The 21252-nt window shown below is 42.5% G+C and carries 23 protein-coding genes; 3 read left to right on the top strand and 20 right to left on the bottom strand.

All coding sequences use genetic code 11. The annotated features are described in order from the left end of the window. The first annotated feature begins 299 nt into the window (after nt 1–299). Complete coding sequence (gene mntE, locus WKI23_RS03350; protein ID WP_368078946.1) at nt 300–1484, top strand: CDF family manganese efflux transporter MntE; 1185 nt, start codon at nt 300–302, stop codon at nt 1482–1484. A 36-nt stretch (nt 1485–1520) separates the two neighbouring features. Here mntE and WKI23_RS03345 read toward each other — a convergent pair whose 3' ends face one another. From WKI23_RS03345 to cdaA, 8 genes are all read right to left on the bottom strand, one after another. Beyond that, nucleotides 1521–3392 carry an ABC-F family ATP-binding cassette domain-containing protein gene (locus WKI23_RS03345; RefSeq protein ID WP_368078945.1) on the bottom strand — a complete coding sequence of 624 codons (1872 nt, stop codon included), beginning with the start codon at nt 3390–3392 and terminating at the stop codon, nt 1521–1523. Beyond that, a complete protein-coding gene (locus tag WKI23_RS03340; protein ID WP_368078944.1) occupies nt 3389–4588 on the bottom strand; it encodes a CCA tRNA nucleotidyltransferase in 1200 nt (399 codons plus the stop codon). The genes WKI23_RS03345 and WKI23_RS03340 overlap by 4 nt, the downstream gene beginning before the upstream one ends. Next, nucleotides 4585–5352, bottom strand: a complete 768-nt coding sequence (gene dapB, locus WKI23_RS03335; protein ID WP_368078943.1) for a 4-hydroxy-tetrahydrodipicolinate reductase — start codon at nt 5350–5352, stop codon at nt 4585–4587. Before dapB ends, WKI23_RS03340 begins: the two co-directional genes overlap by 4 nt. 164 nt (nt 5353–5516) lie before the next feature. Next, nucleotides 5517–6365 carry a DegV family protein gene (locus WKI23_RS03330; RefSeq protein ID WP_368078942.1) on the bottom strand — a complete coding sequence of 283 codons (849 nt, stop codon included), beginning with the start codon at nt 6363–6365 and terminating at the stop codon, nt 5517–5519. Between the two features lies 1 nt (nt 6366). Then, nucleotides 6367–6741, bottom strand: coding sequence for a DUF1149 family protein (locus WKI23_RS03325; RefSeq protein WP_001050087.1), 375 nt, complete (start codon nt 6739–6741; stop codon nt 6367–6369). A 73-nt stretch (nt 6742–6814) separates the two neighbouring features. After that, nucleotides 6815–8167 (bottom strand): phosphoglucosamine mutase, encoded by a 1353-nt coding sequence (gene glmM / locus WKI23_RS03320; RefSeq protein ID WP_368078941.1) that lies wholly within the window; start codon nt 8165–8167, stop codon nt 6815–6817. A gap of 24 nt (nt 8168–8191) precedes the next feature. Continuing rightward, complete coding sequence (locus WKI23_RS03315) at nt 8192–8971, bottom strand: CdaR family protein (RefSeq protein WP_368078940.1); 780 nt, start codon at nt 8969–8971, stop codon at nt 8192–8194. After that, nucleotides 8958–9815 (bottom strand): diadenylate cyclase CdaA, encoded by an 858-nt coding sequence (gene cdaA, locus WKI23_RS03310; RefSeq protein ID WP_050089436.1) that lies wholly within the window; start codon nt 9813–9815, stop codon nt 8958–8960. Before cdaA ends, WKI23_RS03315 begins: the two co-directional genes overlap by 14 nt. Before the next feature lie 135 nt (nt 9816–9950). Between cdaA and WKI23_RS03305 the strand changes: the two genes are divergently transcribed. Both WKI23_RS03305 and WKI23_RS03300 read left to right on the top strand, forming a co-directional pair. Then, entirely contained in the window at nt 9951–10919 is a 969-nt protein-coding gene (locus tag WKI23_RS03305) for an NAD(P)/FAD-dependent oxidoreductase (protein WP_368078939.1), read from the top strand. Between the two features lie 133 nt (nt 10920–11052). Next, nucleotides 11053–11211: a hypothetical protein gene (locus WKI23_RS03300; protein ID WP_368078938.1), complete on the top strand. Its 159-nt coding sequence runs from the start codon at nt 11053–11055 to the stop codon at nt 11209–11211. A gap of 208 nt (nt 11212–11419) precedes the next feature. On the opposite strand, the gene whiA is transcribed toward WKI23_RS03300, so the two are convergent. The 12 genes from whiA to WKI23_RS03240 all read right to left on the bottom strand — a co-directional run bounded on the left by whiA (nt 11420) and on the right by WKI23_RS03240 (nt 21247). After that, nucleotides 11420–12331: a DNA-binding protein WhiA gene (whiA, locus tag WKI23_RS03295; protein ID WP_050278119.1), complete on the bottom strand. Its 912-nt coding sequence runs from the start codon at nt 12329–12331 to the stop codon at nt 11420–11422. Then, a complete protein-coding gene (locus tag WKI23_RS03290) occupies nt 12328–13305 on the bottom strand; it encodes a YvcK family protein (protein ID WP_001231075.1) in 978 nt (325 codons plus the stop codon). The genes whiA and WKI23_RS03290 overlap by 4 nt, the downstream gene beginning before the upstream one ends. Next, entirely contained in the window at nt 13302–14192 is an 891-nt protein-coding gene (gene rapZ, locus WKI23_RS03285; protein ID WP_368078937.1) for an RNase adapter RapZ, read from the bottom strand. Before rapZ ends, WKI23_RS03290 begins: the two co-directional genes overlap by 4 nt. Nucleotides 14193–14243: 51 nt before the next feature. Further along, nucleotides 14244–14624 (bottom strand): RidA family protein, encoded by a 381-nt coding sequence (locus WKI23_RS03280; RefSeq protein ID WP_001140420.1) that lies wholly within the window; start codon nt 14622–14624, stop codon nt 14244–14246. 10 nt (nt 14625–14634) lie between these two features. Then, nucleotides 14635–15222 (bottom strand): ribosome biogenesis GTP-binding protein YihA/YsxC, encoded by a 588-nt coding sequence (gene yihA / locus WKI23_RS03275; RefSeq protein WP_000422605.1) that lies wholly within the window; start codon nt 15220–15222, stop codon nt 14635–14637. An 8-nt stretch (nt 15223–15230) separates the two neighbouring features. Next, nucleotides 15231–16463, bottom strand: coding sequence for an ATP-dependent Clp protease ATP-binding subunit ClpX (gene clpX, locus WKI23_RS03270; protein ID WP_000106341.1), 1233 nt, complete (start codon nt 16461–16463; stop codon nt 15231–15233). Nucleotides 16464–16494: 31 nt separating this feature from the next. Then, nucleotides 16495–16665: a hypothetical protein gene (locus tag WKI23_RS03265; protein WP_084358160.1), complete on the bottom strand. Its 171-nt coding sequence runs from the start codon at nt 16663–16665 to the stop codon at nt 16495–16497. After that, nucleotides 16665–17171, bottom strand: coding sequence for a dihydrofolate reductase (locus tag WKI23_RS03260; protein WP_368078936.1), 507 nt, complete (start codon nt 17169–17171; stop codon nt 16665–16667). Before WKI23_RS03260 ends, WKI23_RS03265 begins: the two co-directional genes overlap by 1 nt. A 129-nt stretch (nt 17172–17300) precedes the next feature. Then, on the bottom strand, nt 17301–17819 hold the full coding sequence (locus WKI23_RS03255; RefSeq protein WP_054383995.1) for a Dps family protein: 519 nt from the start codon (nt 17817–17819) through the stop codon (nt 17301–17303). Nucleotides 17820–18161: 342 nt separating this feature from the next. Beyond that, nucleotides 18162–19676: a choline binding-anchored murein hydrolase LytC gene (lytC, locus tag WKI23_RS03250; protein WP_368078935.1), complete on the bottom strand. Its 1515-nt coding sequence runs from the start codon at nt 19674–19676 to the stop codon at nt 18162–18164. Nucleotides 19677–19713: 37 nt separating this feature from the next. Continuing rightward, nucleotides 19714–20472, bottom strand: coding sequence for a triose-phosphate isomerase (gene tpiA, locus WKI23_RS03245; protein WP_000087893.1), 759 nt, complete (start codon nt 20470–20472; stop codon nt 19714–19716). Nucleotides 20473–20569: 97 nt separating this feature from the next. After that, entirely contained in the window at nt 20570–21247 is a 678-nt protein-coding gene (locus tag WKI23_RS03240) for a DnaD domain-containing protein (RefSeq protein WP_368078934.1), read from the bottom strand. Nucleotides 21248–21252 lie beyond the last annotated feature (5 nt).

Genomic DNA, 21252 nt, shown 5'->3' with positions numbered 1-21252 from the left:
CTCCTTGACATTGTGTGCAAAACAGACTCTCTTTTTCTCATCGTATCTTTTCACGACAAACAAAAAGAGACCTGTTAATCATAACAAGTCTCGCTGTTTAAGATAGTGCCGGAAAGCATACTCTTCAGTATAAAATTCGGAATGACGACACTATCACAGGTTTCTGCCAGCTACTCCCTTGAGTAGTACTATTATACCAAATTTTGAAAAGTTTTCAAGGAGTAAAAACTGCCTTATTTGAATTTTCCCTTGGAAACCAGTATAATGGTAGAATGCTATGTGACTAGAAAGGAAGTTGAATGAAGCAATCTATTTCAAATCTCAAGTTAGCTGAGCGTGGGGCTATTATCAGTATTTCGACCTACCTGCTCTTGTCTGCAGCCAAATTGGCTACTGGTCATCTTCTGCATTCATCCAGTTTGGTGGCTGATGGTTTTAACAACGTGTCGGACATCATTGGAAATGTGGCCCTCTTAATCGGGATTCGGATGGCGCGCCAGCCTGCAGACCGTGACCATCGTTTTGGTCACTGGAAGATTGAAGATTTGGCTAGCTTAATCACTTCCATCATTATGTTTTATGTTGGCTTTGATGTTCTGAGGGATACCATTCAAAAGATTCTCAGCCGGGAAGAAACGGTCATTGATCCTCTGGGCGCAACTCTAGGAATCATTTCTGCAGCGATTATGTTCATTGTCTATCTCTACAATACTCGCCTCAGCAAGAAATCTAACTCCAAGGCGCTGAAAACAGCTGCCAAGGACAATCTTTCTGATGCTCTTACCTCACTTGGTACTACTATTGCCATCCTAGCTAGCAGTTTCAATTATCCGATTGTGGACAAACTGGTTGCCATTATCATCACTTTCTTTATCTTGAAGACTGCCTATGATATTTTCATCGAGTCTTCCTTTAGCCTTTCAGATGGTTTCGACGACCGTCTGCTTGAGGATTATCAAAAGGCTATCATGGAAATTCCCAAGATCAGCAAGGTTAAGTCGCAAAGAGGTCGCACCTACGGTAGTAACATCTACCTGGATATTACACTAGAAATGAATCCTGACTTGTCTGTTTACGAAAGTCACGAAATTGCCGATCAGGTCGAGTCTATGCTGGAAGAACGTTTTGGCGTCTTTGATACCGATGTCCATATCGAACCAGCACCTATACCTGAGGATGAAATTTTAGACAATGTCTATAAAAAATTGCTAATGCGCGAGCAATTGATTGACCAAGGAAATCAACTGGAAGAACTCTTGGCTGATGATTTTGTCTATATTCGCCAGAATGGAGAGCAGATGGATAAAGAGGCTTATAAGGCCGAAAAAGACTTGAATTCTGCTATCAAGGATATTCAAATCACTTCCATCAGTCAAAAGACCAAACTCATCTGCTATGAGTTAGATGGTATCGTCCATACCAGTATCTGGCGTCGCCACGAAACTTGGCAAAATATCTTTCATCAAGAAACCAAAAAAGAATAGAGAAATCCTGTCATGAGACGGGATTTTTCTATTCTTCTAGCTATCAAATTCACTTAGGTATTCATAGCGTTCGTATTTTTCAAGGAGTGCTTCGTTCTTCTCATCCAGTTCTTTTTGAAGAGTAGCCAGCTTACCAAAGTCAGAGCCATTGGCCTGCATTTCCTCTTCAATAGCAGCGATACGATTTTCCAAGGCTTCAATATCACTTTCGATACTTGCCCACTCCTGCTTTTCTTGGTAGGTCATACGTTTCTTGTCTTCACGGACCTTAACCACTTTCTCCTTTTCGGCCTTTTGCACTTGATTGGCCATATCTGTTTCAAAGGCTTTTTCATCTAAGTAGTCGGTGTAATGACCAAAGAAAGGACGAATCTTGCCATCCTCAAAAGCGAGAATCTTGGTCGCTACCTTATCCAAGAAATAGCGATCATGACTAACTGTCAAGACAGGCCCTGCAAAGCCCTGCAAGAAATTCTCCAAAACTGTCAAAGTCGCAATATCTAGGTCATTTGTCGGTTCGTCCAAGAGAAGAACATTTGGTTTTTCCAAAAGTAGTTTGAGGAGATAAAGACGTTTTTTCTCGCCACCTGACAATTTCTCAATCAAGGTTCCATGCGTAGAACGTGGGAAAAGGAACTGCTCTAGCAACTCAGCGATGGAAGTCGTAGAACCGCCACTGGTCTTGACTTCTTCTGCCACTTCTTGCAGATAATTGATAACTCGCTTGCTTTCATCCAAGCCCTCAATTTGTTGGGAGAAATAGGCGATGCGAACAGTTTCCCCTATCACAACTTGTCCTGCTGTCGGCTCAAGACTGCCTGCAATCAAGTTGAGTAGGGTTGATTTCCCAACACCGTTGTCTCCAACAATTCCGATACGGTCTTTGGCCTGCACCAAGAGATTAAAATCTTGCAAAATAGGCTTGTTTTCATAGGCAAAGGAAACATCCTGAAACTCGATGACTTTTTTCCCAATCCGACTAGTCTCAAAATTCATGGTCAAGTCTGTCTCAGCAACGCCACCTGAAACTTCTTTTTTCAGATCATGGAAACGATTGATACGAGCTTGTTGCTTGGTCGCACGTGCCTGCGGTTGTCTACGCATCCAGGCCAATTCTTGCTTATAGAGTTGCTCTTTTTTGTGGAGAAGAGCCGCATCGCGCTCGTCCTGTTCCGCCTTAAGGCGAACATAGTCCTGATAATTGCCCTGATACTCGGTCAATCCAGCTCGGTCCAACTCGAAAATCCGTGTTGACAGCGCATCTAGGAAATAGCGATCGTGGGTGATAAAAAGGACGGTCTTCTTGGAATTTTTTAAAAAGAGAGTCAGCCACTCGATGGTTGCAATATCCAGATGGTTGGTCGGCTCGTCCAGCAGCAAGAGGTCATGGTTGCCAAGTAAGACTTGCGCCAACTGAACCCGTCTTCTTAGACCACCTGACAATTCCCCAACAGGAGTTGATAAATCTTGAATCCCCAGCTTGCTGAGAACGGTCTTGACCTGACTCTCAATTTCCCAAGCTTGGAGAGAGTCCATTTCAGCCATGACCCGTTCCAAACGCGCCTGCTTGTCCTCACTGTAGTTGAGCATGATCAACTCGTACTCACGAATAAGCTGGATTTCCTTGAGGTCGCTTGATAGAACCGTATCCAAGACTGTCTTACTATCATCAAAATCAGGATCCTGAGTCAAGTAGCCAATCTGGTAATCATTCTTAGCCGAAAAGGGACTGACATCTCCATCAAAGCCAGACACACCAGAAAGAACATCCAAAAGGGTGGTCTTGCCCGTTCCATTGACACCAATCAGACCAATTCTATCCAAATCATGGATGATAAAGGAAATATCCTTAAAAACGGTCTTGTCACCAACGGATTTACTTAGTTTTTCAACGATAAAATCACTCATTTTTTCTCCCTCAGATAAGCATGGATGGCTTGACGGTCATTTTCCAATTCTCCATCGACAATGGCATATTCAATCTCTGTTAAAATCTCTCCCAAGTCTGGGCCCGGCTGATAGCCATATTCCTTAATCAGAATACCGCCATTGATCTGGATTTCTTTCTTGTCATGAATGGTCAAACTCTGGTAGGTTTCTGTGATCGCTTGTGGATTAACTTCTTTTCCTTGAGCCTGACGAAGATTTTCAGCCTGTAAAAGCAAATCCAATTCAAAGCGGTAACAATCGCGCTTGCTCAATTCTCCCTTTTCACGCAAAGCCAAAATAGTCAGCAAATCCTGAACTTGCTTGGCAAATTGGCGTGAGGTCTTCCAAGCTTTCAAAAATGGCTGCGCATTTTCAATCTCCAAAGCCCACAAAAGAGCTGCCCAGCCTTGTTCAGAAGATTCAAAGGTAAAATCAGTCTCCAAATCAAACAGTCTGTTGAGCTTGTCCTGGCTAGCTACCATATCAGGGAGATAGTCATAAGCTTGACTCTCAATCATGGAAGCCAAGCCCCTTCTCCAAAACGGAGCCAGTAAGAGTTTATCAAACTCGACGAAGGTACGCTCTACAGAAATTTTCTCCAAAAGTGGCGTCAAGATCTTCATAGCTTTAAATGTTGCTGGCTCAAGTTCAAAGCCAAGACTGGCCTGAAAACGGAATCCACGCATAATCCGCAAAGCATCTTCGTTGAAACGCTCACTAGCTACACCAACCGCTCGCAAAACTTGATTTTCCAAATCCTCTAAACCATGAAACAAGTCAATGATTTCTCCTGTCTCGTCCAAAGCAAAGGCATTGACTGTAAAATCACGGCGTTTGAGGTCTTCTTCTAGCGAGCGCACAAAGGAAACCGCACTGGGTCTGCGATAGTCCACATAGACATCCTCTGTCCGAAAGGTGGTTACCTCATACTCCTCATCCCCATCTAAGACCAAGACGGTTCCGTGCTCGATTCCGATATCAGCTGTTCGCGGAAAAATCTGCTTGGTCTCCTCAGGATAAGAAGACGTCGCAATATCTACGTCATGGATAGGGCGATTGAGAAGGGCATCTCGAACAGAGCCCCCAACAAAATAGGCTTCAAAACCTACTTCTTTAATTTTTTCTAATACTGGTAAAGCCTTCTGAAATTCAGAAGGCATTTGCGTTAATCTCATAATAAGTGTTCTAATCCATAGACAAGCTCATGACGCTTGACAACTTCTTTAATTCCCAAATTGACCCCTGTCATGAAGGAGCTGCGATCATAGGAGTCATGACGGAGGGTCAATCCTTCTCCCTGATTACCAAAGATGACTTCCTGATGGGCTATCAAGCCTGGCAAACGAACTGAGTGGATGCGCATACCATCAAAGTCAGCACCACGGGCACCTGCAATCAATTCTTCCTCATCAGGCGCACCTTGCTGGATATATTCTCGAACCTCCGCCATCAGCTCAGCTGTTTTAATGGCTGTTCCACTCGGAGCATCCTTTTTCTTGTCATGATGGAGCTCGATAATCTCCACATTTGGGAAATATTTGGCAGCCTGCGTCGCAAATTGCATGAGTAAGACAGCACCCAGGGCAAAGTTAGGGGCAATCAAACCACCCAAATCTTGGGAACGAGAAAATGCTTTCAGCTCTGCAATTTCTTCACTAGTAAAGCCTGTTGTTCCAACTACTGGAGCAAAGCCATTTTCGAGGGCAAAGCGTGTGTTTTCGTAGGCAACAGCTGGAGTTGTGAAATCTACCCAGACATCCGCTTCAAAGCCTGCTAAATCAGCCTTATCCTTGAAAACAGGAACTCCCTGCCATTCTGACTCAGACTCAAAAGGATCCAAAACTGCTACCAAGTCCAAATCTGGATCAGCCAAGACCATCTGACAAGCAGCCTGACCCATTTTTCCTTTAAAACCAGCAATAATTACTCGAATACTCATCTCTACTCCTGTCTAAGATACAAAGCCTGTAATAACACAAAGTGAAAATAAGAGTTCTGATCAAGGAGTGTCTACTCCTTGGAAGAACTATCTTTTTCACACAGGGTTCCAGGCGTGTTCAATTTCTATGATACAAGCCATCTTAACTAGTCTAAAAATGCCAACTAAATCACTGGAATATAACCCAGAGCAATACTTCCTGCTCCTAGGTGTGTCCCAATGACACTACCAAATGTAGCTAGTGAAATATCCGTACCCACTCCAGATTCAAGCAAGTGTTGACGCAATTCTTCAGCCTTTTCAGGAGCATTTCCGTGAATGACAATGACACGATATTGACCTGAAGCCGTTGTTTCCTTGATAATCTCAATTAAGCGCTTGGTTGCTTTCTTCTCCGTACGAACTTTTTCGTAAACTTCAATCACACCTTGATCATTGAAATAAAGAATTGGCTTGATGCTTAGCAGATTACCCAAAATCGCAGCCCCATTTGAAAGGCGTCCACCTTTGACCAAGTGGTCCAAATCATCTACCATGATAAAAGCTGACGTACGGCTGATTTGCATAGCTAGCTTATCCTGAATAATGGCAAAATCATCGCCCTGGTCACGCCAGTTAAAGACACTTTCAACCATGATACCCAGCGGAGCGCTTGTAATCAAAGTGTCTGGGAAAGCAATGGTCAAGCCCTCATAGTCATCCACCATATACTGGATATTTTGGTAAAAACCTGAAATTCCAGAAGATAGGAAAAGCCCCAAGGCATGGGTATAGCCTTGTTCTTTGAGCGCAGTTAAGATTTCATCTAACTTGGCAATGCTTGGTTGACTGGTCTTAGGTAATTCAGAAGCCTGAGCCATTTTTTGGTAAAATTCCTCAGCAGTCAGATTGACACCTTCAACATACTCCTCACCATCAATATTGACAGGAATATCCAAGACAAACAAATCTTCTCTTTGTAAGGTCTCTGCACTGAGATAGGCAGAAGAATCTGTGATAACAGCTAGTTTCATATTAGAACTCCAAATTGATTCCTGGTAAGTCTAATGCAATTTCAGTTACTTCGTAAGTCAAACGGTTAAGCATGTTCAAACATGGACGAGCCAACGTTTCCACTTCTTCTTGGCTCAATTCACTTGGTTCATTGACAATACGACCATCGATATGGTTTACCTGTGAGATGGTTCCACTAATGACAAACTTATCAAATACAATCATAAAGGTCAAGATGACAATCAAGGAAGTCACTTGATTTTCTTGGTCATGTTGGAGCAATTGGAAGTTCACATCCACCTTGGTTTCAGGAGCTCCATTTTCATTTTCCCATTCAAAATTACGCGCATCAAAATGATACTGACTAACAAATTCTTGTTCACGTTTAAGATTCATGTCTTTCTCCCTCGGCTACAATATTATAAGCTATTGTACCATAATTTTTTATTTTCATCTAGTTTTCTGGGATTTAGTCAATCCCGATTTCAGCTCGAACTACATCCGCGATGGTATCAACATAGTAGTCCACTTCCTCTGTTGTAGGCGCTTCTGCCATAACACGCAAAAGGGGCTCTGTTCCACTTGGGCGAACAAGGATACGGCCATTCCCTGCCATTTCAGCTTCCATCTTCTCGATAATTGCCTTGATAGCTGGCACTTCCATTGCCTTTTCCTTCATGGCATTTTCCACTCGGATATTGACTAATTTTTGTGGATAGATGGTTACTTCTGCGGCCAACTCTGACAAGCTCTTACCAGTTTCCTTCATGATTTTCGTCAATTGGACAGCTGATAATTGGCCATCACCTGTGGTATTGTAATCCATCAAGATAACGTGCCCAGACTGTTCACCACCGAGGTTGTAGCCTGATTTTTGCATCTCTTCAACAACATAGCGGTCGCCAACTGCAGTGACTGCCTTGTTAATGCCTTCACGATCCAAGGCCTTGTGGAAACCAAGGTTAGACATCACAGTTGTCACGATTGTATTTTGAGCCAATTGTCCTTTTTCAGAAAGGTATTTTCCGATGATATACATAATCTTGTCACCATCGACGATGTCGCCATTCTCATCGACCGCAATCAAACGGTCACTGTCTCCATCAAAGGCTAAACCGATAGCTGAGTCACTTTCTTTGACCACTTCTTGAAGGGCTTCTGGGTGAGTTGAACCAACATTAAGGTTGATGTTAAGACCGTCTGGTGTTTCCCCGATAACCGTCAATTGGGCACCAAGGTCTGCAAAAATTTGACGGGCACTGGTAGAAGCTGCACCATTAGCTGTATCCAAGGCAACCTTCATTCCTTCAAGAGGAGTTCCAGTTGAAACAAGGTATCCTTCATACTTACGCAAGCCTTCTGGATAATCTACCAAGGTTCCCAAGCCTTCTGCACTTGGACGAGGAAGAGTATCTTCTGCAGCATCTAGCAAGGCTTCAATCTCTGCTTCTTTTTCGTCATCTAGTTTGAAACCATCACCACCAAAGAACTTAATCCCATTATCAAGGGCTGGGTTGTGGCTGGCAGAAATCATGACACCGGCACTTGCTCCCTCTGTTTTAACCAAATAAGCTACTGCTGGTGTTGCCAGAACGCCTAATTTATACACGTGAATTCCTACAGATAGAAGACCTGCCACCAAGGCAGATTCTAGCATTTCCCCTGAAATACGTGTATCACGTCCTACAAAGACTTTCGGTGCTTCCGTTTCATGTTGACTGAGAACATAACCTCCAAAACGTCCTAGCTTAAAAGCCAATTCTGGCGTTAGTTCTACGTTAGCTTCTCCACGGACTCCATCAGTCCCAAAATATTTACCCATTTTTATAAAATCCTTTTTCTATTTTTAATTCGTTTTTGAACTAGTTGCTTTCGTTGACGAAGATGTCTCCGACGAACTGCTTGTGCTTGAATTAGATGTACTTGAACTCGTTGCCACAGGTTTTGTAGTCACCTTCATTATTGTATCAAAGGGAGTGATAACTGCCGGTAAGACAACACCATTGCGGTCGATTGCTTGCAAAGGTACTGAACCACTGTAATTTCCTGTAATCCGTTCGCTAGTTGGCAAGACAGCGATAATCTTATCAATTCTATCCAATGTCTCTTGGTCACTCGTAATCGACACTTCTTCATCTGACAGCGTGACATTTTCAATCTGTACCCGACTATCAATTTGACTAGGGTCAATCTCTGGTACAACCTTTACCTTATCCTTCTGAGCCTTCTTACCAACCTTGACTGTAATTTTTTGCGGAGTCGCCACAGCGGTCAGCCCATTGGGTAAATCTTCAATACTCAAAGGAACTTCAATCGTTCCAACACTGGCATCTGTTAGGTCAGCAGTAACCTTGAATTTACGTGTACTTTCTTGCATTTCACTAGCTAGCGATAGGCGATTTGCACCAGTCAAGACCACTGATACTTCTGAAGCAAAACCGCTAATAAAATACTCATCACTATTATAGCGTATGTCAATAGGGACATTTGTTACTGTATTCGTATAGGTTTCCGTTTTTACCTGCCTAGCACTGGTACTGTTTTGAAAATTCGTCGCCGTAGCATAGACAAATAAGACACAAGCAAAAAAGAGTGAGGATATGATGTATAAACTATTTTTTCTCATGTTTCCATCCTCCTAGCAATCGCTCTTTAAAACTAAGACCTGCTTCCTCTTTTGGAAGTAAGATTTCACGTAATTCTGTTTCAAATTCATCAAGTGTTAGGTTGTGCTTAAAGCTACCATTATAGGTTATCGAAATTCCTCCCGTTTCCTCTGATACGACAAAAGTCAAGGCATCTGAGACTTCTGATAAACCAATAGCCGCCCGATGTCTGGTTCCAAATTCCTTGGAAATTCCTGTACTTTCTGTCAAGGGCAGATAGGCAGACGTCACAGCGATACGTTCTTCTCTGATAATCACCGCACCATCATGTAGGGGAGTGTTGGGAATAAAAATGTTAATGAGAAGTTCTGCAGAAATCTTAGCATCCAAGGGAATTCCTGTCGAAATATACTCCTGCAAGGTACGTACACGCTGAATAGCAACCAAGGCCCCGATTTTACGAGGACTCATGTATTCGACGGACTTAACAAAGGCACGAATCATCTGTTCCTCAGCACTAATAGGGGCATTGGAAAAGAAATCTGTCGCTCTTCCCAAACGTTCCAAACCAGTCCGAATCTCTGGAGAGAAGATAACAACCGCCGCAATAACCCCATAAGTAATAATTTGATTGATTAACCAAGAAATCGTAGTCAAGCCAATCATATTTGCAAGGATTTGAGCTAAAATAAACACCAAAACTCCACGTACCAAAATCATAATCTTGGTTCCTGCAATAGCTTTTGTAAAATGATATAAAATATAGGCAACAATCAAAATATCAATCAGATTGATAGCTATCGTCCATGGACTTGCAAACAAACTGGTCCAATATTGCAGATTGGATAATTGTTGAAAATTCATCCCTGATATCCTCCCTATCAAAACACTTTCGTCCTATTATACCATTTTCTGGCATTTTTTTCCCTATCCTAGTCCATTTTACATTGAGCAAAAATATGATACAATAAACTGACTAGAAAAAACAAAGGAGAAACCATGTCTCAACTCTATGATATTACCATTGTAGGTGGTGGTCCTGTCGGGCTTTTTGCAGCCTTTTACGCCCACCTACGCCAAGCCAAGGTTCAAATCATCGACTCTCTTCCCCAACTAGGTGGACAACCTGCTATTCTCTACCCTGAAAAGGAAATCCTAGACGTCCCAGGCTTCCCAAATCTGACTGGAGAAGAGTTGACTAACCGCTTGATTGAACAGCTAAACAGTTTTGATACCCCTATTCATCTCAATGAAACGGTTCTTGAGATTGAAAAACAAGAAGAGGGCTTTGTCATCACAACTTCTAAAGGAAGTCACCTGTCTAAAACAGTCATCATCGCTATGGGTGGCGGTGCCTTCAAACCACGTCCGCTGGAACTTGAAGGCGTTGAGAGCTATGAAAATATCCACTACCACGTTTCCAACATTCAGCAATATGCTGGTAAGAAAGTGACTATTCTTGGTGGGGGAGACTCAGCAGTGGATTGGGCTTTGGCTTTTGAAAAAATTGCGCCAACTACCCTTGTTCACCGAAGAGATAATTTCCGTGCCTTGGAACACAGTGTTCAAGCCTTACAAGAATCATCTGTAACCATTAAAACACCATTCGTCCCTAGCCAACTCCTTGGAGATGGAAAAACGCTTGATAAACTTGAAATCACAAAAGTCAAATCTGATGAAACAGAAACGATTGACCTAGACCACCTCTTTGTCAACTATGGTTTCAAATCTTCGGTCGGTAACCTTAAAAACTGGGGGCTCGACCTCAACCGCCACAAGATTATTGTCAACAGCAAACAAGAATCCAGCCAAGCAGGTATCTATGCTATCGGAGACTGCTGCTATTATGACGGAAAAATTGACCTGATTGCGACAGGCCTCGGAGAAGCTCCAACTGCTGTCAACAATGCCATCAACTATATCGACCCTGAACAAAAAGTACAACCAAAACACTCAACCAGTTTATAAAAAAGAACCACGAGTCAAATGCGATTCGTGGTTTTATAGTTCATCTAGGATCTGATCAACTCATACCTTTCCACTTCTTTTTCAAAAATCAAAAATGTCCTATCAAATTGATAAAGCATGTGATATAATAACGATGGCACTAACGATACGCCTTGGACAAGGAGGTATTACAGATGCTAGAACTTCTCAAAATAGTACTTATCGCAGTCGTCGAGAATATCACCTCATGGCTGGTGACTCGTTGGTTAGACGATCACTTCGACAAGTAACCTTCCTGGTTAGTGCTATCTAACCCAGAAAAAATCCCCTTGGTATTGCAGTACCGAGGGGATTTCTGTTAGCACTAAAATGCTAGAACTTCTCAATTCCCCTTTATTATCTCACATGCTCTATTCAATTGTCAAGAAACAGGTTAATATTTTGTAAACTAGCGACATCAGGCTGTTAGAAAAATAGAATCAACCAATCACACTGATAATTCAAGGGATTGTTTTATATCTTTATAATTCATCGGCTATCTTATTGATTTTTCTAAGTCTGTGGTTGACACCACTTTTGGTCAGAGGGGTGCTGAGGCTATCTGCTAACTGCTGAATAGAGTAGTCTGGGTGCTGAATCCGCAACTGCGCTACCTCCTGCAAATCCACTGGCAGATTTTCTAAGCCCATAATATCTTTGATTTTACTGATATTGTTGATGGTCTTCATGCTGGCAGAAACTGTCCGAGCGATATTAGCTGTCTCAGCATTATTTGCCCGATTGAGATCATTACGGGTTTCTCGTAAAATCTTTACTCGCTCAAAATCATCACGCGCCTGCATGGCTCCGATGACAATCAAGAAGTCCATAATATCTTCAGCTCGCTGGAGGTAGGTCACAGCCCCCTTCTTGCGCTCAAGCACCTTGGCATCCAGTAAAAATTGCTGAAGAAGTGAGGCAATCCCTTGCGCGTGGTCCAGGTAAACAGAACTGATTTCCAACTGGTACTTGCCTGACTCAGGGTCACGAATGCTTCCATTTGCCAAGAAAGCACCACAGAGATAGGCACGGCCTGCTTCCTCGTCTGATAAAATTGCCTCATCAATGCCTGTTTCCAGACCAAAGAAGGAGTCCGCCAAGTGCAAATCACTCAGCAATTCCTGCACCTTTTCATCTGTAAAAACAGTATAGACTCGATTCTTACGAAGATTACTTCTTTGGTGGTGGCGGATTTCCGATTTGATTTCATAAAAATGGAGAAAGGACTCATAGAGGTGACGAGCCAGTTTGGCATTTTCTGTCACAACTGACAAGGTCAAGCCTGAAGTCGAGAGACCGATGCTACCGGACATCTTGATAATGGCAGATAATTCATGCCGGCTTAGATGGTGCTGACCTAGGATTTCTTCTTTTACTGCTACTGTGAAACTCATTTTCTCACCTGTATAATCCGCATCAACTCATCCACGATCAAATCTCCATCGTGAAAGGCACCGCCATTTTCCAGACGAAGGAAGTTAGATGAAATCACACGCGGAACTTGCTTACAAAGACCAGCAAAATCATGTTCCACCTGCACCAAGTATTCATCAAAACGGTTGGAATTCATGTATTCCTGAGGCACTTTTTCAATATTCACCAAGACAGTGTCGATAAAAGGTCGGCCAAGGTGACGATGCAAGACCTCCACGTGGTCACTATCTGTAAAGTGTTCCGTTTCCCCACGTTGGGTCATGATATTGCAGACATAGGCGATTTCTGCCTTGGTTTCCAAAAGCGCCTGCCCGATTTCCTTAATCACGATATTGGGCAAAATAGAGGTAAAGAGAGAACCAGGTCCGAGGACAATCATGTCACTTTCAAGAATGGTCTGCACTACTCGACGACTGGCCAGAGGCGTATCATCGTTGAGAGTATTGGTCACATAGACATGGTCAATCATGCCTGGATGGTCTGCGATATGACTCTCTCCAGCCACTTCTGTCCCATCTTGAAAGACTGCATGCAGGGTCAAAGGATGGTCACTGGAAGGATAAATCTTCCCAGTTGTATGGAAAAATTTGCTCAATAACTGCATGGCATTATAGGTCGAACCCTGCATCTCTGACAGACCTGCAATAATGAGATTACCCAATGGATGGCCAGCAAAGGCTCCGGCATCCTCGGAAAAGCGATACTGAAAGACTTTCTCATAAAACTTAGGCATATCCGACATGGCCACAAGGACATTACGAAGATCACCTGGCGGTGTCAATTGCTGCATATTTTTTCGGAGTTCACCTGATGAACCACCATCATCCGCCACCGTTACGATAGCAGCAATTTCCACATCTTTTTCACGCAGACTCTTAAGAATGACAGGGATCCCAGTTCCTCCACCAATCACCGTTATCTTTGGTTTTCTCATGAACGGTTTACCGTTTCCTTTCTTCGGTCTTTGTCGCGATGCCCTTCATTGACAGGCCAATTCTTGGATAAGTCCTGCGCCAAGCGTTTAGCAAAGGCCACACTACGGTGCTGCCCACCCGTACAACCCATGGCAATGGTCAAAACAGACTTCCCTTCCTTTTGGTAACTTGGCAAAATCGGCTCAATCAAGGCCAACAAATGTTGATAAAATTCTTCTGACTCAGGATGGTTCATGACATAATCATAAACAGGTTCATCCACACCCGTTTGATTACGCAGTTCTGGTAGGTAGTAGGGATTTGGCAAGAAACGGACATCAAAGACCAAGTCCGCATCAATTGGGATTCCATATTTAAAGCCGAAAGACATGACCTCTATACGGAAAGACTGGGCTTGTCCCTGATCTGAAAACTGCTCTGCAAGGGTTTTACGCAGCTCACGTGGAGTAAGTTCAGTCGTATCCACCACATTTTGACTCATATTTTTCAAAGGTGCCAAGAGTTCACGCTCCAGCTTAATTCCATCCAAAATCCGTCCGTCTGCTGCTAGTGGGTGACTCCGTCTGGTTTCCTTGTAACGAGCGACCAATTCCTTATCTGCTGCGTCCAAAAAGAGAATTTTGAAGTCCAGTTCTTCCTTGTTTTCCAACTCATCCAAAACAGTTTGAATCTCCGAGAAGAAAGAACGGCTACGCATATCCACCACCAAGGCCAACTTATGGTCGTCTTCCTTTGTTTCCACCAACTGTAAAAATTTAGGCAAGAGAGCAGGTGGCATATTGTCAATAGTGAAATAACCTAGATCCTCGAAAGACTGAATGGCCACCGTTTTGCCTGCCCCACTCATCCCTGTCACAATCACCAAGTGAAGTTGTTTCTTTGTCATCTTTTTCTCCTTATATCAAAAGAAGTTTGGCAACACCAAACTTCAACTAGCTTATCCAATCTCTGCGATGACTTCGATTTCGACTTTTACATCACGAGGAAGACGAGCTACCTCTACTGCTGAACGAGCTGGAAATTCCTCTTTAAAGGCCGTTTGGTAAACCTCGTTAAAAGGAACAAAGTCGTTCATATCGCTCAAAAAGCAAGTTGTTTTGACAACATGGTCAAAGTCAGTTCCTGCTTCTGCCAAAATAGCACCGATGTTTTTCAAGACTTGTTCTGTCTGTTCTTGAATCGTTTCTCCAACGATTTCTCCAGTTTCAGGAGATAGGGGAACTTGACCACTAGCAAACAAAAGGTTGCCAACGATTTTTCCTTGAACATATGGTCCGATAGCTTTTGGAGCTTTGTCTGTATGAATTGTTTTTGCCATTTTCTTTTCCTCACAATTTTTCTAAGATTGCATCCCAAGCCTCATCCATCCCCGCCTTGCTGACAGATGAAAAGAGGATGAAGTCATCACTTGGGTCAAAGTTTAATTTCTTTTTGATTGCTGATTCGTGCTTGTTCCATTTACCACGCGGAATCTTGTCCGCCTTGGTCGCCACAATGATGACTGGAATCTCATAATACTTGAGAAATTCGTACATCTGCACATCATCTGCTGACGGGTCATGACGAAGGTCAACTAGACTGACTACTGCACGGAGATTTTCCCGAGTCGTTAAGTACTCCTCAATCATGCGCCCCCACTTTTCACGCTCCTTTTTAGAAACACGGGCATAACCGTAACCAGGTACATCCACAAAACGCATCTTGTCGTCGATATTAAAGAAGTTGAGCAACTGGGTCTTCCCAGGTTTTCCTGATGTACGAGCGAGATTCTTGCGATTCAGCATGGTGTTGATAAAACTAGACTTGCCAACATTTGAACGCCCTGCAAGGGCAATCTCTGGCAGTTCATCCTGCGGATAGTGGGACTTATTGGCCGCACTGAGCAAGATTTCAGCATTGTGTGTATTCAGTTCCATAGTCACCTCTAGGCTGTTTCTAGGATTGGTTTATCCGTTCCATCGACAGCTTCTTTTGTGATGCGGACCAATTTCACATTTTCCTGACTCGGTACTTCAAACATAACGTCCAGCATGGTTTCTTCGATGATAGAACGAAGTCCACGCGCCCCTGTCTTGCGTTCGATAGCTTTATTGGCAATCTCTTGAAGGGCTTCGTCGTCAAATTCCAACTCGACATCATCATAAGATAACAAGGTTTGGTATTGTTTGACCAAAGCATTTCTTGGCTCTTTCAAGATACGAACCAAATCATCAACGGTCAATTGCTCAAGAGCCGCAAAGACTGGCAAGCGTCCAATCAACTCAGGAATAATCCCGAATTTTTGAATGTCTTCTGCGATGATTTCTTGCATGTAAGAGCTATTTTCATCAATCGCCTTGTTATTTTGACCAAATCCGATGACTTTTTCACCCAGACGTTGTTTGACAATTTCTTCGATGCCATCAAAGGCACCACCCACGATGAAGAGGATATTTTTTGTATCCACTTGAATCATCTCTTGTTGTGGGTGTTTACGTCCACCTTGAGGCGGCACGCTAGCAACAGTTCCCTCGATAATCTTGAGAAGGGCTTGTTGCACCCCTTCACCAGAAACATCACGTGTGATAGACACGTTCTCGCTCTTCTTGGCAATCTTGTCAATTTCATCCACGTAGATAATGCCACGTTCTGCACGTTCGATGTTAAAGTCAGCAGCCTGCAAGAGTTTGAGGAGGATATTTTCCACGTCCTCACCTACATAACCAGCCTCCGTCAGAGCTGTCGCATCTGCAATCGCAAAAGGCACATTCAAGCTCTTAGCCAAGGTCTGAGCAAGGAAAGTTTTCCCTGAACCAGTCGGGCCAATCATCAAGATGTTTGACTTCTGCAAATCCACATCTTCTGACTCTTCACGCGTATCGTGGAAGTTGATACGTTTGTAGTGGTTGTAAACTGCCACTGCCAAGGCACGCTTGGCACGATCTTGACCAATTACATAGTGGTTCAAGATATGGAGGAGTTCGATTGGTTTTGGTACCTCAGATAAGTCTGCCAAGACTTCCTCAACCAATTCTTCTCGAATAATTTCTTGAGCTAACTCCACGCACTCATTACAAATAAAAGCATTGTTGCCAGCGATTATTTTTTGTACTTCTTCTTGGTTTTTGCCACAAAATGAGCAATAAACCATCATATCATTTTTTCTATTTGTAGACATGATTTCCTTCCATTCTATACTGTCATTCTATCTAAAATAAGGTCATGTAAAAAGCATGAATACTATTGACCAGATTGGTAAAGGCATTTAACCAAAGGAGGATAGAAAGCCCGTAACGCTTTTTACGAAAAGCCTGTGCTCCTGCCAAAAGGCAGATGAAACACAGAAAAGCCGTGAATAAACCAAATATACTACGTTCCATTAGACTTCCTTTCTCTTGCGGTATTGGATGGTAAAATCATAAGGATTCTTCTCATCTTTAGTATAGGATTTGCTTGATACTATCTCAAAAAGGGACAAGTCAAACTCTTCAGGGAAATAGGTATCTCCCTCCACCTGAGCATGAATGTGAGTCACAATCACTTCATCCAAATAGGACTCAAAAGCCTGAAAAATCTGCTTTCCACCGAGAATATAGAGATTCTTTTCTTGAGCCTGATACCAGCCCAAGACAGACTGGACATCATAAAAAGTAGTAACCCCATCTATCTTTTCTTCCAAATTACGCGTCAAAATCAAGGTCTCCCGTTTTGGAAGCAGTCGACGTCCCATCCCATCAAAGGTCACGCGTCCCATCAAGATAGCATGATTCAGAGTTGTTTCTTTAAAGTGTTGCAATTCTGCTGGCAAATACCAAGGCAGACGATTGTCCTTACCAATCACACCCTCTTCATCCTGGGCCCAAATAGCTACGATTTTCTTAGTCATGCTTCCATCCTTTTCACTGATAGTACTATTTTATCAAAAAACTCAAAAAAAGACTGGTTTGGAATAGCTTACAAAATAGAAAAAATCTGTAAGAAATTTCCTACAGATTTATCTATGTTGCCTTGTTTCTTACAAACCAGGTGCTTGTCCAAGTTCTGCGGCAAGCATCCAAACTGTTTTCTCAAGTTCAGCCTTAGCACCAACAAAAATATCGTTTGTAACATCATCGCCTTCTTCATCAGTAACATCCAAACCTTTTTGGAAAAGTTCTGACAAGTAACGGTAGATAGCAAGAACACGTTCCAAGCTTTCTTCAACATTGCGGTATTCACCAGCTTCTTCTTCGATTTCACTGTTTTGAAGGAATTCTGTCAATGTAGAGAATGGGCTTCCACCAAGTGTGATCAAGCGTTCGCTGATTTCATCCAATTGACCGTCAAGAGCTTCCATATACTCATCCATTTTTGGATGCCATACAAGGAAACCACGACCACGCATATACCAGTGTACTTGGTGCAAAGCCACATGAGCTACGTACAAATCAGCAACAGCTTGATTCAAGACTTCCTTTGTTTTTGCCAATGCTACTGGCGCTGCTTTTGTCAATGATGTTACATCTTTTACTGCTTCTTTTTTCAATTCTACCATTGTTTTTACCTCATTCATTATTATTTGTAACCACTTCTTACTGATTACTATCTTAGTATACTACTAAGGAAAACCAAAAGCAAGCCAAATGACCCACATGAGAAAAGTTGCAATAGACTGATAATTTAAGAATTCTTTAGAAGACGAAAAAGAGGCTTGGATGCTTATAGTCCATGGAAATCAATCAGCAAACTAGGAAACTAAACCCAGCTTGACCAAAGCATAAGTTTTGAGGTGGCAGATAGAACTGACGTAGTTTGAAGAGATTTTCGAAGAGTATAAACTACCATAAAACAAAGAAAAAGAGGGTGCTACTCTCACATCCCTCTTTCTAATCATAGCTTAATACCATACGCTGACATCCACACGCCCTTGGATTCCTTTCATGTATTCAGAAGAGGTATACTGCCAACCTTTTTCTCCTGAATAATGAGGATTTTCCCATTCTAAAGCATTCGTATAGGCCGCTACCCAGTTTACATGTTTTAAAATATCTGGGTGTTTTAAACGCGTCTGTAATAAACTACGATAGCTATAGACATACACATTTTGATAACCCGCCTGCTTCATCGTGTCCATGTACTTGTTGATGATTTTAACCCAAGTACCTGTATCACTTGGAGCTCTCTTGGTCTTATTTACGTATTCCCAGTTCTCAACATCATAGTAGATAGGGTAAGACAAGTTCATATTGTATTTCTTCAGAAGTTCAATGGTCTGTTCAGCATCATTCTCAGCATCGGTCTCATTTTCAGCATAAGTATAGAGATAAACACCATAAGGAATTCCCAGACGATTTAGCTCCTTAATGTTATGCGCTAATTCCTTGTCTTCTTTACCGCTATAACCTAGACGAACAATGACACCATCCACCTCGTTCTCATCAATAACCTTTTTCCAATCATTGATACGACCATTGTGCTCACTAATATCAATAACTTTCTTAGCATGTTCGGTTCCCACTTGTTCTTCTCTATTATTAAAGAAATAGCGTTTCCCATCTCTGTGAACCCAGCCGACATTCAAATCTTTCTTTTCTTTGAGCTCACCAGAGGCCGCAAAGATATAGCGAGCACCATCCATAACCACTTCGTCAGTCGCCATGGCACCACTTCCAGTCAAATAGTAGTTGCCTTGCCACTCATTTCGAGCCATATAGCCCCACTTCTTGAAATAGTACCATTTGCCATCCACCTTTTGCCACTCTTGGTTAGCGTAAGTGCCATCTGATTTGAGATAAAAATAAGCAGAATAGGCTGGATCATAGAGCCATTCATTTTGCATCATAGCTCCTTGACCATTCAAGAAATAACTTCCTTGCCATTGGCTTTTAGCCATGTAACCCCACTTCTTGAAGTAGTACCACTTATTTCCAATCAATTGCCATTCTTGATGAGCATAAGCCCCATCTGACTTGAGATAAAACCAACTCTTGTAATTATTATCATAAAGCCATTCATTTTGAGCCATGTAGCCACCTGATTTTAGGTAATAGCTGCCCCGCCACTCATTTTGAGCATAACGACCGTCTGATTTGAGATAAAACCAAGCTTTGTAGTTATTATCAAAAATCCATTCACTTTGAGCTTTAGAACCATCAGCCTTTACATAATAATCCCCATCCCAGTGGGCAGCAACGTTGAGATTTACTCCTGCGCTTGTTTGAGTTTTATTAGAAGACTGATTTTGCTCTGAACTACTTGAAGCTGTCCTTGTATCCTGCGAAGTTTTTGAAGCTTCGGTTTCATTTGCAGCGACCTGACTCGTTGCCAAGCCTAGTAAACAGATACTGACTAATCCAATTTTTCCAATTTTTGTTTTCAATCTTTCCTCTCCTATAAAAAATGGAACAGACATCTGAATGCTGTTCCACCTAGCTTTTGCTACTTACTGATTATTTTACAAAGTCAAGCAAAGCCAAGAAGCTTTCAGCTTCAAGTGAGGCACCACCTACAAGGGCACCGTCAACGTCTGGACAAGCCATGTATGAAGCAACGTTCTCAGGTTTAACAGAACCACCGTATTGAACACGAACTTTGTCTGCAACTTCTTGACCGAAGTCAGCAGCTACAACGTCACGAACAACTTTACACATTTTTTGTGCGTCGTCTTGTGAAGCTGATTTACCAGTACCGATAGCCCAGATTGGCTCATAAGCGATAACTGATGCAGCAACTTGTTCAGCAGTCAATCCAGCCAATGCAGCAGATACTTGAGCACCTACAAATTCAGCAGCTTTACCAGCTTCGTAAGTTTCAAGTGACTCACCACAACAGATAATTGGAAGCATACCGTTTGCAAAGATTGCTTTTGCTTTTTTGTTGATATCTTCGTCAGTTTCATGGAAGTAGTCACGGCGTTCTGAGTGACCGATAACAACGTAGTCAGTACCGATTTCTTTCAAAACTTGTGGGCTAGTTTCACCAGTGAAAGCACCTGCATTTTCAAAGTAGCAGTTTTGAGCAGCAACTTTAAGGTTTGAACCTTTAGCAGCAGCAAGAACAGTTGTCAAATCAAGAGCTGGAGCTGCGATACCTGCTTCAACAAGATCTGATGAAGGAAGTTTTGATGCAACTGCTTCAACGAATGCTTTAGCTTCTTCTGGATTTTTGTTCATTTTCCAGTTACCAGCGATAAATGGTTTACGTGACATTTCACATACCTCTTTTTTCAATTTATTTTCTATTTATTTTATCACAATTATACACAGCTTGCAAATCTTACTCGGATTTCAAGCCTGCTTACATGGATTAATCCTTCCAAAGATCCATGGCATTTCTAAAATCTGCCGATACCTGTGTCAACTGAGGATTGCTTGCTTCTCTCTCTGCCCGCTTGGCCTCAATTTGAGCCACACTTTTGATACCTTCATGGCGCCAATTTCTCAAAATCGCCTGAATGTACTTCCAGTTTGCTTTTCCATTCAAAACAGCTTCACGAAGAGCCTCCTTAATCAAGTCAGCACTGGTCCCATCTTCTTTTAGAGTCTTGGTCAAATCTTCAATCTCAAAAGGCGTCAACAAGCGTCCCAATTCCTGCTGGAAGGTTTCCACCAAATCCTTGAGCTGATTTTGAGGTGTCAACTGGTCTGAACTTGAATGAGCGACTCCAAGCAAATCATCCAAACGTTCCAAGGCTAGACTAGCATCAAAGAGCAATTCGATTTCGCCATTTAATTCAATCGTTCGATACTGAAGCAGTCCCCTCTCTGTCAGATTGGAAATAGCCTGATTGACATCCGAAATTTCCTTGCCAATCCTTTCAGCAATCTGGCTTGGTGACATTTCTTCTAAGCCTGTCGTATTTTGCAAATAGAAAAATTGCCAGACCAGAAAATCGTCGCTAGAAGGAAAGAGTTCCTTAAAATGCAAGAGCAGGGCACTCGGTAAAACCAAGTTCCCTGATTTAAAAGCGTCTAAATATGTCATAATTC

Source organism: Streptococcus pseudopneumoniae, assembly GCF_038148955.1.
Classification (GTDB): domain Bacteria; phylum Bacillota; class Bacilli; order Lactobacillales; family Streptococcaceae; genus Streptococcus; species Streptococcus pseudopneumoniae_T.
The sequence above is the reverse complement of the archived record's forward strand: the minus strand, read 5'-3'. Positions and strand labels throughout refer to the sequence as shown.